This is a genomic window from Streptomyces sp. SP18BB07 (assembly GCF_036322545.1).
GTDB lineage: Bacteria > Actinomycetota > Actinomycetes > Streptomycetales > Streptomycetaceae > Streptomyces > Streptomyces deccanensis.
Genome location: NZ_JAQYWT010000362.1, coordinates 17,132 through 32,433, shown reverse-complemented (window position 1 = coordinate 32,433; position 15,302 = coordinate 17,132). Strand labels below are relative to the sequence as shown.

The window sequence follows — 15,302 nt, the reverse complement described above, 5'->3', positions numbered from 1 at the left end:
CTGCCCGTCGGCCGGCACACCACCCACGAGGACTGTCCTACGACGCCCATACCCGGTCGGACTTCGAGCAAGAGGACGGCCGGAACTCCGTCGTCACCGACGAGTCAACCTGGGAGCCCGGCACCCACCAGGGCATCAGCGCCATGTCGGTCCCTCCTTGGGCATGCCCGGTGGTCGACGTGCGGGACTGTGGTGGCCTGTCGGTCCGCTCGGCTGGCTTCGCGACCGGCGGTTCAGCCGGTGAGGCCGGTTATGCCGTTCACGGTCATGGTCAGGGCGAGGACGGTGACGACAGCGGCGGAGACGAGGGGCAGCCGGGCGACGAGTGCGCTGTTGCCCGGGCGCCTGAATCTGTCGAGTGTCGAGCGGGTGCTGACCAGGACGAGTCCGAGACCGACGAGGACGGCCGCCAGACCGATACTGAAAGCGACGACCATGGCCAGGCCAAGGGCGGTGCGGTGGAGGGCGATGGCGAGCAGGAGGACGCTCAGCGCTTCGGGGCAGGGGATGATGCCGCCGGAGACACCCATGGTGGCGATGGACCGGAAGCCTGAGGGCATGGCCGGGGACGCATGCCGGTGCTCGCTCGCCAGGACGGCCGGAGCGTTGCCGGAGGCACTGCTGCCGTGGTCTCCATGATCGGCGTCCGAGTGGTGGTCGTGGGCGTGATGGGCATGTCCGTGATGGTGGTGGTGCTCGTGGTGGGGGTCGTGGCGCTGGCGCCAACGGCGGGCCAGGAGCCGGACTCCGACGATGAGCACGGCGATGCCGGCGAGGATCTCCAGAACGGGGACGAGGACGCCCGGGACGACGTAGTTGCCCGCGACCAAGGCCACGACGCCGATCGCCACGACGGCGGCTGTGTGCGTGACGGTGATGACGGCCCCGAGGGCGACGGCCTGTCGGGGGGTACTGCGGGCGCCGACCAGATAGGAGGCGAGAAGCGCTTTGCCGTGGCCGGGGGTGAGGGCGTGGAACGCGCCGAGCAGGGCGCAGGTGCCGACCAGGGCCAGGAGGGCCCAAGGGGATGCCAACGGCGTACTCAGCGCGCTGAGCATGGTCGTGTCGTTGGACTGCTCCGTAGCGGCGGGGGCGGAGCCGGCAGGTGTCGGTCGGCCGGTTGGCGTACCTGCCCGTGCGAGGGTGACGGTGATCTCACGTCCCTCGTCCGCGTGCGTGATGCCGTCCAGGTTCGCGGGATCCACCTCGGCAACCAGGACATCCATCTGGACGGTGGTACGTCCCGGAGGGGCGTAGCCATCAGTGAAGGCGATGTCGTGGCTGCCCGTCGGCAGGACGGCTGCGAGCTCGACGGTGACGGTGCCGCCGGCGGCGGCGAGCAGGTGGTAGGAGGGATAGGCGCTCCTGGTCACGGTGAGGGGAACCGTTCTGCCGTTCACGCGCAGCTGGAGAGCCGACGTCACCAGTTCGACGTGCGCGGCCTCCTCGTCGGCGCCGAACCGGTGGTCGCCGTTCGTGTCCACGGCCCGGGCGAAGGCCGGCGCCACCAGCACCCCCGGAGTGAGGTCGAGCTGCACCGAGAGAGCGGAGGCGGTGGGCGTCAGATACACCTGCTGAACGGTCTCGTCGTTGGGGTGCGCATGCGCGGGCGCCGCCAGCAGGACCAGCCCGGTGGCCGCCGGCACGAGTGCTGCCGTCCACCGGGCCAGGTGTCGTGCGAAAGTCACGAAGTCAGCCCTGCGCCGTAGTCGTTACCGGGTTCGCGGTAGATGGAGTGGATGTGGGTGATGCCGCCCGCGTTGGCGCCCTGTCCCTGCTGATGGGCGAACTCGATGGTGAAGGTCGGGCCCTGCACCCGGTAGTAGACCGGGTTTCCGACCTCAGTCGATCCGTACCAGGCGAAAGTGGTGTCGGCCAGGTTCTCCTTCACCGCTGCCAGCTTCGCGGCCGCTTGCTCCTCGTTCAGCGGGGAGATCCATTCGCCGACCAGGCCGAGCAGCAGGCTCTTCTGCTCGGCCGTGAAGGTGGACGCCTTGACGCCTTCGGCCGCCAGGGTCTTTCCGTCCTGTCCCGCGCCCAGCACGATCTCGTTGACGGCCGTGGGCAGAACGGCCTCCTTGAGCTGCGTCGCGTCCAGTGCGTCGACCAGGGCGAAAGCCTTCTTGGTCTCCCCGCTCAGGGGCTCGGTCTCGCTGGTGCCCTTGGTGTAGGACGCGGGCTGCGCGCCCCAGAAGGTGGGTGCCAGCGTCATCTGCTTCCCGGCCATGGTGACGTTGACGGCAAGGTGATGACCGCCGTACTGGATCGTCCACTTGCCGGTCGCGGACGGTGTCCCCAGGATTCGGACGTGGTAATGGTCGGCTCCGAAGTCCAGGTCGATGCCGCCCTGGTCCTTCAGCACGCCGTCGCCGTACGTGATCTGGGTGACCTGCTTGTACCCCTCGTCACTGAGCGCTGCCTTGAGGATCTTCAGCACCGCCGCCTGCTGGGCCGAGCTGAGGGCATCCATCCGTAGCCCCGCGCGCTGGAACAGCTGGTCGGGCAGGTTCGACCACTGCGACAGATTGCTCTGCGTCAGCTCACCGGCGACCGACGTCTTCTGCGCCGAACTCAGCGTGGCCAGGAACTCCTTGGTCGCCGACAGGACCGCCGCCGACGCCTTGCCGCTCGTCGTCGCGTCGTAGTTCGCGCCCCCGGCCGAGGCGGACGTCGAGGGGCTGGTAGTGGCCGCGCTCGACGCACTGGAGCTGTCCGACCCCGTTGAGTTCTGGGACTCGGTGCCGGAGGACGAACAGGCGGTTCCGAACACGAGCACGGCTGCGACGCTCACGGCAAGGCGAGTGCCGCGCCCGGCGGGGCGCAACCGGGCAGAAGGAAGGTGATGCGAGGACAAAGTGGGTCTCCCAAGGATCACGACATGCCGCGCACAGCAGCGCTGGGACGGAATGGACGTCACGTCGGTGCGCGCGTGCGGCCAGGCCTTTTCCGGTCGCTCCCGGGTCTCCGGGGCGCCGGTCGAGGTCACGTGCCGGTGACGCTAGCCGGTTTGATTTTTTCGTGGGCAATATTGAAATCAAAAGTGTCAACAATCACGTCGCGTGCAGGTGCGCGCGGCGAGACGGGGGGTGAGGCTGATCGGCTGGTCTGAACTTGACGACCGGGGGTCCGCGGAAGGGGCCAGCCGCGCAGTGCGTGGACGACGGAGCGCAGGCCACTGAGTGCGGTGCTGTAGCCGGGGGTGATCTTGTCCGCTTGCCGCACCGCACGCTTGTCTGCAGCGCGTACGTCTCAAGGATGTGTGGCGAAGTACCGGGCAATGCCGGCGATTCCGCCACTGACGGCCCGCTCGACGAGGGGCGCCAGGCCCTCCGGAAGGATCTCCTGGCTGTACACCACGCGTGAACCGTCCCCGTCCGGAAGCACGTCGATGGTGCCGAGATGAAAGTCGATCGGCAGGGGCATGCCTTCGACGAACTGGTACTGGAAACGCCGCAGTTCGTCGTTCTTGGTGACGACCAGAGCCTTCAGTGTGCCCTCAGGCGTATGCAGATGGCGGTGCACGCCATCGAAGTGCGCCTCCTGCACGGCAGGGAACCACTGCGGAATCGTGCTCACGTCAGTGAGCACGGCCCAGACACGGTCGGGGTCCTGCACGAGCAGGGTGTCGAAACGAAGACTTGTCACGCGATCTCCCTGGGGCCGCCACGGGGGCGGGTGAACGAGCCCGAGGCAGCGGCGTCAGGCATCTGGCACGACTATGGACCAGGGCTTTTCCGCTGCCCACCCCCCTCGCGTACGAAGTCTCCGATCATGTTCATCCGCCTTTTGGATCGTTCTTCTTCCGGGCCCTCATCGCCGCTGCTGGGACAGGCGGACGGAAGCGTTGGCGGTGCCGCGGTGGCCAGGACCGCGTACACGGTGAGTACTGCGGATCCGGCGAAGCGATCAGAAGGGGTAGTGCGCCCGCTCGGTGGAGAGGGTGACCCAGCGGGTGTTGGAGAAGGACTCCATGCCCCAGCGTCCGCCGAAGCGGCCGTAGCCGGAGGCCGCGAACCCGCCGAAGGGGGCCTGAGGTTCGTCCGCCACCGACTGGTCGTTCACATGCACGATGCCAGTACGGATGCGGCGGGCCACCTTCAGGCCGTGGGTGCCGTTCTCGGTGAGAATGCCGCAACTGAGGCCGTGCTCGGTGTCGTTGGCCAGCGCCACGGCCTCGTCGTCGTCGGAGAAGGCCCTGACGGCGACGACGGGGCCGAAGGCTTCGGTGTGGTGCAGTGTCGCGTCCTCGGGCAGGTCGGTCAGCACGGTCGCCTCGTGCAGGGCGCCCTGCGGTGTGCCGCCCCCGGTGAGGACGCGTGCGCCCTTGCGTACCGCGTCCAGAACCAGGGCGGCGACCCGCTGGGCGGCGGCCTCGTTGACGAGCGGACCGATGACGGTGGTTGGCAGGTTCGGATCACCGCTCGGCAGGTCGGCGATCTTCGCGGTGAAGCGCCGGGTGAACTCGTCGGCCAGGGACGTGTGCACCAGGATGCGGTCGGCGCACATGCAGATCTGGCCGGCGTTCATGAAGGAGGCGAACGCGGCGGCGTTCACGGCGTGGTCGAGGTCGGCGTCCTCCAGCACGAGCACCGAGTTCTTGCCGCCGAGTTCGAGCACGGCCGGCTTGAGGTGCTGGGCGGCGAGGGTGCCGATGATCTGCCCGACGCCGGTCGAGCCGGTGAAGTTGACGGCACGTACGCGCGGGTCCGCCACCAGTGTCTGTGCGATCGCGGCGGCGTCTGCCCTGTCGTTGGTGATGACGTTGAGGACCCCGTCGGGCAGGCCTGCGTCGCGCAGTACGTCGGCGACGAACAGGCCGCACGCGAGGGGGGCGTCCTCGCTCGCCTTGACCACGACGGTGTTGCCCGCCGCGAGCGCGGCGGCGACGGCCCGGGTGCCGAGAATGACCGGCGCGTTCCACGGCGCGAACGCCGCGACGACGCCGAGGGGTTCGCGGACGGCCAGGCTGACACCGCCCGGTTCCTGGGTGGCCAGCACGTCCCCGCGCGGGGCGGTGATCGCGGCGGCTGCCTCACGCAGCATGTTCGCGGCCAGAGCGACGTTGAACAGCGCCCATCCCCGGGTCCCGCCGACTTCCGCGGCCATCAGCTGCACGGCCTGCTCGCCGCGCTGCTCCATGAGGTCCGCCGCGTCCAGGAAGATCCTCCGTCGGGCGAAGGGCGCGAGGGCGGCCCACTCGGCGAAGGCGGCGTCCGCCGCGTCCACCGCGGCCCGCACGTCCTCCGGTCCGGCTGCCGCGACCGTGGCGTACGGCTCGCCGGTCCACGGGTTGATGTCGGCCGTGGTCCGGCCCGAGACGGCGGGAGTTTCCTTGCCGCCGATCAGGAGGTTGCGGTGAAGTGACATGGGGTCCATCAGGTCATCTGCCTTTGGGGTCGGTCCGGTTGGCTGCGGGTCAGGCGCCGATCATGTTGAAGCCGCCGTCCGCGTTCAGGTACGCGCCGGTCATGTGGGCGGCGTCGTCGGTGGCGAGGAAGAGGGCCGTACCGGCGAGTTCCGCGGGGCCGGGGATACGGCCGAGCGGGGTCTTGGAGATCAACTCCTCGCGGCGGCCGGACTTCCAGTCCTCACGGGTGAGGAGCCGTTCGGTCTCGATGAAACCGGGCGCGAAGGTGTTGACCCGCACGGTGGGCGCGAAGGCCTGCGCGTAGGACTTGGTGATGCCGAGAATGCCGTACTTGGCGGCGGCGTACTGCGGGGCCCGCGCGCTGCCGCGCACGATCACGGTGGAGCCGATGTTGACGATCGCGCCATGCCCCTGCACCAGCATGCGGGAACCGAATTCGTGCACGCAGAGCATCGTTCCCTTGATGTCCACGGCGAGCACGTGGTCGATGGACTCCTCGGTGACGTCCCGCCAGGACATCTGGTCGGCCGCCACGTCTCCGACGTTGTTGATCAGCACGTCCAGGCTTCCGAAGCGGCTGAAGACCTCCTCAGCCATGCGGATGACGTCCTGGTGGACGGCGATGTCGGCCTGGACGGTGAACGCCTCGCCGCCGACGTCCTTGATGCGGGCGACGGTCTTGTCGGCTCCGGCGGCGGAGCTGCGGTAGTGGACGGCGACCCGGGCACCCTCGTGGGCGGCGCGGACGGCGATCTCGGCTCCGTAGCCGGTGCCGGCGCCAGTGACCAGGACGGTCCGGCCTTCGAAGCGGCGGGGCAGCGGAGATACGGGCGTGGTGTGCTCGGACATGGGAAAAGTCCTGTTCTGCGAGGGTGATCAGGTAGCGGGTCCGGTGAAGTGCTGGCGGATCTCGCCGATTCCCTGGATCCGGCTGACGAGTTCGTCGCCCTCGGTGAGGTACCGGGGAGGGGTGCGACGGTTGCCGACTCCGGCCGGAGTGCCCGTGAAGATCACGTCTCCGGGGAGGAGGGGCACGACAGCGGAGAGCCGGGCGATGAGCTCGGGGACCGGGAAGATCATGGACTTGGTGCGGTCGTGCTGGACGACCTCACCGTTGAGCAGTCCGGTGATCTCCAGGTCGTCGGGGTCGTCGAACTCGTCCGGTGTGACGAGGACCGGTCCGGTCGGCCCGAAGCCGGGAAAGGATTTTCCGAGGCTGAACTGCGCGGGCTTTCCCTGGAGTTGGGAGACCCGCTCCGACAGGTCCTGTCCGACGGTGAGCCCGGCGACCGTCTCCCAGGCACGGTCCTCGGACACACGGTGGGCGGGCCGGCCGATCACCGCGACCAACTCGACCTCCCAGTCGACCTTGCCCGCGGGGAGCTCGACCGTGGTGCGGGGACCCGTGACGCAGGTCGGGAACTTGGTGAACACCAACGGCTCGTCCGGCGCGGTGAATCCGGCTTCGGCGGCGTGCGGGGGGTAGTTGAGGGCGACGGCGAAGACCTGCCGGGGCCGGGGAACCGGGGCCTGGAGGAGGTCCGGGTCCACGGGGATGTCGTACGCCTCGTCGGGCAGGTCGGCGGCCCAGTCACGGACCGCCTGCCACTGCTCCAGCAGGGCCATCGGATCGGCGGGCATTCGGCCCTGTGAGGCCCAGCGGACGTCCGCGGCCCGATCGCCGCGGACCAGAACCGCGCGGCCGTCGATGACCGCGAGCCTCACCAGTCCACCTTCTGCGGTACCGGGGTGCCGTGGCCCTGCTCCCAGCTGACGATGGGCGTGCGCAGGACACCGAGGCGCTCCACCTCGGCCTCGATGACGTCACCGGGCTTGAGGTACATGTCGGGGTCACCGCTGAAGCCCGCGACGCCCTGGACGGTGCCGGTGGTGATCAGGTCGCCGGCGCTGTAGCCCTGCGGGGAGTGGTAGGCGACCAGGTGCGGGATGGAGACCGACATGCGGCTGGTGTTCGACTTCTGCCGGACCACGCCGTTGACCCGCAGTTCCATGTCGAGGTTCTGGGGGTCGGGGATCTCGTCGGCGGTGACGATGTAGGGCCCGACGGGGCAGAAGGTGTCGATGGCCTTGCAGAAGGAGAAGACGCCGGACTCCATCTCGCGGCGCTGGATGTCGCGCGCGGTGATGTCGTTGAAGACGACGTATCCGGCGATGTGATCGGGTGCGTCGTCCACGCCGAAGAACTTGCCGGGCTTGCCGATGACGACGGCGATCTCCAACTCGTAGTCCAGCTCGCTGGTGAGGTGTTCCGGGTGGATGACGGGCTCGTCCGGGCCGACGATCGCGTCGACGTTCTGGAAGAACACGATGCCCTTGTGCATGGGGTGCGACCAGTCGACGTTCTTCGACTCGTCCTCGTGCTCGCGGAAGTTGCCGGAGGTGTGGAAGAACTTCTTCGGCACGATCGGGGCGCGCAGCCGTACGTCGTCCAAGGAGAGGCGCTCCCCGGTCTCCGTGACCCGGCCGTCGCGCTCGAAGTACTCGCGCGTCGAGCGGACCTCCAGGGGGAGGACGAGCCGTTCTTCCAGCTCCAGTCTGCCTACGCGGCCGTCGTCGAAGGTGATCAGTTTCATGATGTTCCGCTTTCGGTTCGTGATGTGTCGTAGTGATCCGCTGGGCCTTCTCCCGCGAAGACCCGCAACTGAAGGGCAAGCAGGGCGTAGTAGCCGACCAGAGTGGTGAGTTCGAACAGTCCTCGCTCTCCCCACGCGGCCACCGTGTCGTAGTACTCCTGGTCGCTCAGCGCACCGGCGCAGGTCAGCGCCACGACCGCGTTCAGGGCGGCTCGCTCGGCCGGGTCCGCGAGATCGGGCAGTCCGTCGGCGCGCAGTGCGCGCAGCTCGGATTCGGTGAGGCCGCACCGCCGGCCCACCTCCTCGTGGGCCTCCCTCTCGAAGCCACTCCCCCACTCGGCGGCGACGACCAGGATGGCCATCTCTCGCACACGGTCCGTCAGGACCGACTCGTAGCGCACCGCCGTTCCCACCGCCTGGACGGCCAGCCCGACGGGCGGGCTGAGCAACATGGCGTTGAACGGGCCGCGCATCCGGCCCTCCTCGTCGACGAGGGCGAAGGCCTGTGGTCCGGCGGCCCGGGGGCCGGCCGTGATGGCGTGGTAGACCTCGGTCTGCTGCTCGTCCAGCGCGCCGGGCAGCAGTCCGGCAAGGCGTGCGGTCATCCGCGCTCCTTTCAGAGGGGCGAGAGGGCTTCAGACGAGCGTGCGGCCGCCGTCCACGTAGAGCACTTGGCCGGTGACGAAGGATGCGCGGGCCGAGGCGAGGAACAGCACGGCGCCGACCACGTCCTCCGGTGTGCCCAGGCGTCCGGCGGGGACCAGGCTGGTCATCTCCTCGCGCATCCCCGGCTTGTCCAGGTACGCGCGGGTCAGCTCGGTCTCGGTATAGCCCGGGGCCACGGCGTTGACGGTGACGCCGTCGGCGGCCCATTCGCGGGCCATCACCTTGATCAGCTGGTCCAGGCCGCCCTTCGACGCCGCGTACGGGGCGTGGTGGCGGTGGGCGAGCCGGGAGGAGACGGAGGAGAAGAACACCATGCGTCCGTGGCCGAACTCGCGCATCAGCCGACCGGCGGCGCGCCCGGTCCAGAAGGCGCTGGACAGGTTGAGGGTCATGATGCGGTCCCATACCTCGTCCGGTGTGTCCACCACGGGGCGGCGGTCGTTCGTTCCCACGGCGTGCACCAGCACGTCCAGGCCGCCCAGTTCGCGGGCCGACGCCGTGACGGCCCACTCGCACGCGCCGGACGACGTCAGGTCCACGGTGAGGGTCCGCACGTCGGCGGCCGCGAGGACCGGATCGTCACTCAGCTCCTTGAGCCGGGCCGAGTCCGCGTCGACGATCATCAGCTTGGCACCGGCCTCGGCCAAGGCACGGGCGCACGCGGTGCCCAGGCCTCCGGCCCCGATGACGAGCGCGCGGCTCTCCTCGAAACCCAGCCATCTCATCGCGGGTCTGCCTTCCTTGATCATCGGGTGAGCTCGATCTCCGCGTCGGATGCCACCCGCGCGTAGGCGGTGGCGGAGTCCCGTACGCCCGCCATGATCAGGCCGTCCACCAGGCCGTTTCCGCCCTCGCTGAGGCCGCTGTCATGGATCGACAGAGCACGCCGCGGCTTGATCTCACGGACGTAGTCGATGACTTCGCCGGTCTTGGACCACGGTCCGTGTACCGGCACGAGAAGCGTGTCCACCGCGCGGGTGGGCACGGTGAACGCGTCGCCCGGGTGGAAGACGGCGCCATCCGTGTTGCCCACCAGGAAGCCGACGTTGGTGACCCGCGGGAGGTCCGGATGGGTTGGGGCGTGCAGTTCCCCGTGCACCTCGACACCGATGCCCTCGATGTCGAAAGCGTCCCCGTGACCGACCACGGTGACCCGGCCGCCGAGAGCTCCGAGCCGGTCCACCACCGAACGGTCGGCCCAGATCCGCAAAGAGGGGTCGGCCTCGGCCGCCGTGCGGAGCACGGGCTCGGCGAAGTGGTCCACGTGCTCATGGGTCACGAGCACCGCGTCGGCGCCGTCGAGAGCGTGCGGGTCGGAGAAGACACCGGGGTCGATGACGACGACGATGCCGTCCCGCTCCAGCCGGACGCAGGCGTGGCCGCACCTGGTGAGTCGCATCGGGCCGGTCACTTCCGCAGCTCGCTGTCGGGCACCCAGGTGCCGTGGAAGCCGTACCGGAGCCGGAACGGGATCTTCACGGTGGCGATGGGGCCAGCAGCGATGTCGAGTGCGTCGAGGATGACCAGGTCGTGGCGATTCTGGTCGCGTCGGCCGATCAGTGCGAGCAGGTAGCCCTCGCCCTCGGCGGCGTCCGCCGACTTCGGGACGAACACCGGTTCCTCGGGGGCGGCGTGTTCGCCGGGGGCCCAGAAGGTCGTCTCGCCGGTGTGGTCGTCGCGGTGGATGAGGGAGTTGAAGGGCGGGCCCATCGGGCCGACCTCGCACTTCGGTACGTCGGGGTGCATGCCCCCGATCCATGCGTGCCTGTTCTTCTCCATCAGGATCCGGGGGTCGACCCGGGGCATGTCGCCGGGTGAGGCGATGAGCTGTTCGCTGCGGTAGGTGTCGGCGGCGTCGTCCCAGTGGGCGGCGCCCTGGGTGAGGTCGAACGTCCACCGGTGCAGGAACGGGGGCTTCTCGGGCAGCGGGCCGACGGTCGTGATCGGAAACTGTGAGAACCAGCCGGACTTGGTGGTGAAGTGGTCGGCGACCAGCGTGTCGCCGTCCGTCCAGGCGTTGAGGGAGTGCGTCTCCATGAGCTGTTCGCTGCGGTACCAGCGGATGCCGCTCACGCCCTGATCGCGGGGGATGATCGCGACGTAGGTCTCCTGGTTCGGGTCCCAGACGAAGTACTGGGCCTCCCGCTTCAGCTGCTCCGGGTCGGCGACCATGGGTGAGATGGTGAAGACGAAGTGGTCCCGGGTGACCAGCCAGTCGTGCACCATCGACGAGTACGGCACCTCGAAGGTCTGGGAGCGGGTGACCTTGCCGGAGGCGGAGATCTCGTAGATGTGGATCTGCTTGTCCGGCAGACCGCTGGCGTTGTAGGCGAAAGCGATCAGTTCGCCGGTGCGCGGGTCGTGCTTGGGGTGCGCGGTGAAGGTACGTCCGGGGATCTGCCCGGAGAAGTCGTAGATCCCCTTGGTCTCCAGGGTCAGCGGGTCCAGCTCGTACGGGAGGGCCGCTTCCTTGAGCGCGAGCAGCTTGCCGCCATGCCAGATGATCGACGTGTTGGCGTTGCCGTCGTCGATGCCGAGGACCGAAGGGTCGTCGGTGTACGGGTTGCGATAGGCGCCGAAGAGGGCCTGGCGGGCCTGGCGTTCGAGCTCGAAGCGCTGGGTGCGGACGAACTTGGTCTTCAGATCCGCGTGCCCGTTCTCGAACCGCACCATGTGGATCATGCCGTCGCCGTTGATGTAGACATCGTTCGCGAACCGCGGGGGGTACTGGGTGTCCGCGGCGGCGCGGTAGAAGGCGCCGGAGAGCTCGGGGGGTATGCGGCCCTCGACCTCCAGGTCGTAGACGTCGGCCTCGATCCGCGACGGAGCGAAGAACCCCCGGAATTTCGGCGTGTCCGGCCACTTCATGGTCTCCGGAGGCGGCTGCGTGCCGACGGGCTGCTGCCCGGGCGTCCCGCTCGGCTGCGTCGTCGCAGTGGCCATGGCTCTCTCTCCTATGGCAAGCTTGGATCAAGCGAAGAATGTGATCGATGCCCGTCGGCGGCAGCGCTCTACTGCGGGTGCGGGCCTCGTGGAACCGAGCTGATCAGCTCGTCTCGGTCATGATGCTCCCGGCGCATCCTCGACGTCCAACACTGAAACATGCATGAAATGATCGGAGTCTTCGATGGATCTGCGGCAGATGGAGTACGCGGTGGCCATCGCGGACGAGCTCAACTTCACCCGGGCCGCGGCGCGCTGTCGCATCGGGCAGTCCGGGCTCAGCCACCAGATCACCCAGCTGGAACGCGAGGTCGGCGCCCGACTGTTCGAACGGACGAGCCGCAATGTCCGGCTGACCCAGGCCGGTCAGACCTTCGTCTCCTGCGCGCGGCGGGTGCTCAAGACCGTGCAGGAGATGCACGCCGAGATCGCCTCGCTCGACGGCCCGGTGCGAGGGCGGCTACGCATCGGCTCGGTGACGCTCACGGCGGGGAACATCGACCAGCTCGGCCTGCTCAGGGAGTACCAGGAGGCTTACCCCGCGGTCGAGGTCACCCTGTCCGACGCCGACGGCGTGGAGGCCGCCGCACAGCTCCTCACCGGCGAACTCGAGGTCGCCGTCATCGCCCTGCACGAGCACCAACTGCCCCCGGGCATCGCCTACCACCTGCTCCGTCTGGTGCCGCTCGTGGCCGTCGTGGGCCGCCGGCACCGCCTGCGCGGCACCGGCGTCACGGACCTGGCGAAGCTGGCCGACGAACGCTTCCTCGAATGCAGTCCGGACACCGGACTGCGCGTACAGGTGGACGCCGCGTTCGAGCGCGCGCGAGCCCGCCGCCGAGGTGTCTGCGCGTTGCACAGCGCCGGAGATCTCACCTCGCTGGCGTTCGAAGGCATCGGGGTGACCGTCGTACCCCGGCCGGTGGCCGACGCCGTCGTCCCCACCGACCACGCCGACTGCGTCCTGCGCCTCGACGACCCGCAGGCACTCCAGCCCCTGGCCTTCGCCCACCGCGACCCGGCCCCGACCTCACCCGCGGCCCAGGCGTTCCTGCGCCTCGCACTCGCCCGCCTGCCCGGGGAGGGAACACCTGGGCTGGAGGAAACCGCGGCCACATCCGGCTAGCCGTGCCGGGCGCCGGGCCCCGCCCCGCGACGTCCAAGACGTGAATCCGCATCTTCGATCTCGATCGGACGGGGCCGGGCAGCGCCTCCCCGGTGGCCCGTAGGCGTCTCGCCCCGGCGCCGGAGCCGACTCGCCACCAGCCGCTCGGGCGCGGTCATCGCCTCCCTCCCGCTCAGCGGCCCCAGCCGGCGCTTCCCGTACGAAGCGGACCAGCGATTCGCCACCGACCTCACGGAAGCGGCCGCGCTCATCTCGTCCCAGGGCTTCAGCCATCCACTCGGCTCGGCCCGGGCCGCTGACCCGGTGCCGGCAGGCTCACGCATCGCCTCGTACGCCTCTGCGACTGGGTCGGCGCGCCCGCCCTGTCAGCCTTTGGTGAGACCCGCCTCGTCACACTTGGCGACCCTCTGCCGGTGGCACCGCGCTGAGGCAGAGAAGCACAGCGGTGTTCGGGCGCGGCAGGGAGACGGTGAGCTGTCCGTCGGCGGCGTCCCAGGACGCGGTGGCGTCGGAGGTGGCGGGGTAGAGCAGCCTGGGACGAAGGCGGGCGCCGCGCAGGTGAGAGATCGTGACGGTACAGGAGCTTTCGTCGGCTCCCTGCTGGTCTCTTGAGCGCGGGCCCCCTTCTCGCTCGCCGGCGGCCGCCTCCCGGCGCCATAGTGCGAGCCATGTGTCGGCATGGCCGCGCCAGCCGGAGGCGATCCAGGTGTCCTCCCACGAGGGAAGCCCGAGCGGCCAGAACGGAAGGCTGTCGGGAATCTCCGAGCGGATGGCCTTGTAGACGGAGATGCCCGAGCGGACGAGTTCGAACTGCTCCGGGCTCATGCGGTCGAGGAACCCGGACAGGTGGATACGGCCCGGCAGCGCGCCGGTGAGGGTGAAGGCGATCTCGTCGGGGCTGAAGTGCGGCTGGGGGTAGGCCCACACAGCGGCTTGCTCGGGCGTTACCGCGGTGGCGGCCGCGGCCGCGATGGGCGGATAGCGCAGGGGATCTTGTTGGTCGCTGGTGGACTGCAGCTGGACCACCGCCAGCTGCGCGTAGTCCATGCGCAGCCCGCCCGACGCGCAGTTCTCCAGGACGAGGCCGGGATACCGGTCGAGGAGGCAACCGAGCCAGTCGAGGTGCGCACGGTGGTGCCCGAGGAGGCCGGCGCCCGCGCTTTCGGCGCCGTTCTCGGTACCGGGCCCGATGTTGATGTTGTAGTCGAACTTCAGATAGCCCACCCCCCAGTCGCCCACGAGCCGGTCGACGACCTGGTCGAGGTGGGCGCGGGCGGCGGGGTGCCGCAGGTCCAGGTGATGGCGGCCGTGCTCGGTGACACGGACACCGCCCCGGCGGAAGAACGCCTCGGACGGCAGGGTGCGGGCCAGCGGGCTGCGTACGCCGACCACTTCGGGCTCCAGCCAGAGTCCGGGAGTCATGCCGTGCTCCCTGATGGCGTCCAGGACCTTTTGGATACCGCCCGGAAAGCGACTGCCGGAGGCCTCCCAGGCGCCGACCGCGTCCCACCAGCCCTGGGCGTCGTCGTCGTACCAGCCGGCGTCGATGACGAAGACCTCGGCGCCCGCGGCGCCCGCCGCTTCGATGAGCGGCAGGAGTTTGTCAGTGGTGGGGTCGCCCATCAAGGTGTTCATGTAGTCGTTGTAGATCACCGGGAGTGCCGTGTGGTCCTGGTGACTGCGGCGCATACGGCGGCGGTAGGCGGTGAGTTCACCGAACACCGCGTCCAGGCCGCCGGTCTCGGCCCCGACGAGGACGGCCGGGACGGTGGTGAACTCCTGGCCGGGCGCCACTGTCTCGCGCCACTGGTGATGGGCGTCGTCGGGTCCGAACAGAGCGAGGTAGACGGCGCCTTCCCGTTCGCCGGTCTCGTAGCGCCAGCCCGCGCTGGACTCGATCTGCCAGAGCCAGGCGCGACCCGTCCGATCCGTAAGGGCGGCGATCGGCAGGTGCCGTCCCGTGGACCAGCTGCCCTGCGAACACCGCTCGAAGCAGCCGCGCCCTTCGTGGCCATGGGCGGACCGGTTCAGGGGAACGACGTGGTCACGGAACACTGCGTGCCGCCAACGACACTCGGCCAGCCAGTCGTTGTCCGCCCAGTGGAGGGTCAGGCCGTCCAGAGCGCCCATGGCGTCCACGATGCCGCCGAGGGCCAGGCTCGACACGCTCTCCAACCGAAGCGGGGTGCTCCCCTCATTGACCAGGCGCACCTGCGAGCGGAGGAAGCCGGCGCCGGGGCATGTCCGCAGGGTGATGTCGGCGGCAAGGCCGGTCGCCGGATCCGCCAGCCGGATCGTCGTGCACTGCCAGTCCCCGTCCTGAAGCGTCTCGTGGCCACGGTAGGTCAGGCGGTCGCCGATCGCGGTGTCGATGAAACGCTCCCCCGACCAGATACGGCCGTGACCGGTGGCGGTGACTTCGACGAGGGGAAGCAAGGAGGTCCAGTCCTGGCCGGGCGCTCCCAGCCTGACCGACCCGGCGGAATCCGCGAGGGCGTGCAGTCCGAGGGCCTCATGGGACCAGAGAAGAGACCTCTCGGTTGCTTCGACAGCAGTAGTCAACGCGGTTCCCTTTCTGTGGTGTACGAGCCTTCCGTAGGCCCTC

At 69.4% G+C, this 15,302-nt stretch carries 13 protein-coding genes; 1 reads left to right on the top strand and 12 read right to left on the bottom strand.

Annotated elements, in window-relative coordinates:
* Positions 1 to 233 precede the first annotated feature (233 nt).
* The 11 genes from PUR53_RS39905 to PUR53_RS39855 all read right to left on the bottom strand — a co-directional run bounded on the left by PUR53_RS39905 (position 234) and on the right by PUR53_RS39855 (position 11,571).
* Positions 234 to 1,688 carry a HoxN/HupN/NixA family nickel/cobalt transporter gene (locus PUR53_RS39905; protein ID WP_329911648.1) on the bottom strand — a complete coding sequence of 485 codons (1,455 nt, stop codon included), beginning with the start codon at positions 1,686 to 1,688 and terminating at the stop codon, positions 234 to 236.
* A complete protein-coding gene (locus tag PUR53_RS39900; RefSeq protein ID WP_329911647.1) occupies positions 1,685 to 2,791 on the bottom strand; it encodes a DUF3500 domain-containing protein in 1,107 nt (368 codons plus the stop codon). The genes PUR53_RS39905 and PUR53_RS39900 overlap by 4 nt, the downstream gene beginning before the upstream one ends.
* Before the next feature lie 458 nt (positions 2,792 to 3,249).
* Positions 3,250 to 3,645, bottom strand: a complete 396-nt coding sequence (locus tag PUR53_RS39895; RefSeq protein WP_329911646.1) for an SRPBCC family protein — start codon at positions 3,643 to 3,645, stop codon at positions 3,250 to 3,252.
* A gap of 261 nt (positions 3,646 to 3,906) precedes the next feature.
* Positions 3,907 to 5,367, bottom strand: a complete 1,461-nt coding sequence (locus PUR53_RS39890; protein ID WP_329911645.1) for an aldehyde dehydrogenase family protein — start codon at positions 5,365 to 5,367, stop codon at positions 3,907 to 3,909.
* A 49-nt stretch (positions 5,368 to 5,416) separates the two neighbouring features.
* Entirely contained in the window at positions 5,417 to 6,217 is an 801-nt protein-coding gene (locus PUR53_RS39885) for an SDR family NAD(P)-dependent oxidoreductase (RefSeq protein ID WP_329911643.1), read from the bottom strand.
* A 27-nt stretch (positions 6,218 to 6,244) separates the two neighbouring features.
* Entirely contained in the window at positions 6,245 to 7,093 is an 849-nt protein-coding gene (locus PUR53_RS39880; RefSeq protein ID WP_329911642.1) for a fumarylacetoacetate hydrolase family protein, read from the bottom strand.
* Positions 7,090 to 7,962 (bottom strand): fumarylacetoacetate hydrolase family protein, encoded by an 873-nt coding sequence (locus PUR53_RS39875; RefSeq protein WP_329911641.1) that lies wholly within the window; start codon positions 7,960 to 7,962, stop codon positions 7,090 to 7,092. The genes PUR53_RS39880 and PUR53_RS39875 overlap by 4 nt, the downstream gene beginning before the upstream one ends.
* Positions 7,959 to 8,567 (bottom strand): carboxymuconolactone decarboxylase family protein, encoded by a 609-nt coding sequence (locus tag PUR53_RS39870; protein WP_329911640.1) that lies wholly within the window; start codon positions 8,565 to 8,567, stop codon positions 7,959 to 7,961. Before PUR53_RS39870 ends, PUR53_RS39875 begins: the two co-directional genes overlap by 4 nt.
* Before the next feature lie 30 nt (positions 8,568 to 8,597).
* Positions 8,598 to 9,353: an SDR family NAD(P)-dependent oxidoreductase gene (locus PUR53_RS39865; RefSeq protein WP_329911639.1), complete on the bottom strand. Its 756-nt coding sequence runs from the start codon at positions 9,351 to 9,353 to the stop codon at positions 8,598 to 8,600.
* Between the two features lie 20 nt (positions 9,354 to 9,373).
* Entirely contained in the window at positions 9,374 to 10,027 is a 654-nt protein-coding gene (locus PUR53_RS39860) for an MBL fold metallo-hydrolase (protein WP_329911638.1), read from the bottom strand.
* Positions 10,028 to 10,035: 8 nt separating this feature from the next.
* Positions 10,036 to 11,571, bottom strand: coding sequence for a carotenoid oxygenase family protein (locus PUR53_RS39855; RefSeq protein ID WP_329911637.1), 1,536 nt, complete (start codon positions 11,569 to 11,571; stop codon positions 10,036 to 10,038).
* Between the two features lie 184 nt (positions 11,572 to 11,755).
* Between PUR53_RS39855 and PUR53_RS39850 the strand changes: the two genes are divergently transcribed.
* Complete coding sequence (locus PUR53_RS39850) at positions 11,756 to 12,697, top strand: LysR family transcriptional regulator (RefSeq protein WP_329911635.1); 942 nt, start codon at positions 11,756 to 11,758, stop codon at positions 12,695 to 12,697.
* 390 nt (positions 12,698 to 13,087) lie between these two features.
* Here the strand turns inward: PUR53_RS39850 and PUR53_RS39845 are convergent, their stop codons facing one another.
* Positions 13,088 to 15,259 carry an alpha-galactosidase gene (locus PUR53_RS39845; protein WP_329911634.1) on the bottom strand — a complete coding sequence of 724 codons (2,172 nt, stop codon included), beginning with the start codon at positions 15,257 to 15,259 and terminating at the stop codon, positions 13,088 to 13,090.
* Between the last annotated feature and the right edge of the window lie 43 nt (positions 15,260 to 15,302).

What these genes read in the sequence shown, in the direction of transcription:
- PUR53_RS39890 (WP_329911645.1), bottom strand. Translation starts at nt 5,367, where the DNA reads ATGTCACTTCACCGCAACCTCCTGATCGGCGGCAAGGAAACTCCCGCC.
- PUR53_RS39885 (WP_329911643.1), bottom strand. Translation starts at nt 6,217, where the DNA reads ATGTCCGAGCACACCACGCCCGTATCTCCGCTGCCCCGCCGCTTCGAA.
- PUR53_RS39875 (WP_329911641.1), bottom strand. Translation starts at nt 7,962, where the DNA reads ATGAAACTGATCACCTTCGACGACGGCCGCGTAGGCAGACTGGAGCTG.
- PUR53_RS39870 (WP_329911640.1), bottom strand. Translation starts at nt 8,567, where the DNA reads ATGACCGCACGCCTTGCCGGACTGCTGCCCGGCGCGCTGGACGAGCAG.
- PUR53_RS39865 (WP_329911639.1), bottom strand. Translation starts at nt 9,353, where the DNA reads ATGAGATGGCTGGGTTTCGAGGAGAGCCGCGCGCTCGTCATCGGGGCC.
- PUR53_RS39860 (WP_329911638.1), bottom strand. Translation starts at nt 10,027, where the DNA reads ATGCGACTCACCAGGTGCGGCCACGCCTGCGTCCGGCTGGAGCGGGAC.
- PUR53_RS39855 (WP_329911637.1), bottom strand. Translation starts at nt 11,571, where the DNA reads ATGGCCACTGCGACGACGCAGCCGAGCGGGACGCCCGGGCAGCAGCCC.
- PUR53_RS39850 (WP_329911635.1), top strand. Translation starts at nt 11,756, where the DNA reads ATGGATCTGCGGCAGATGGAGTACGCGGTGGCCATCGCGGACGAGCTC.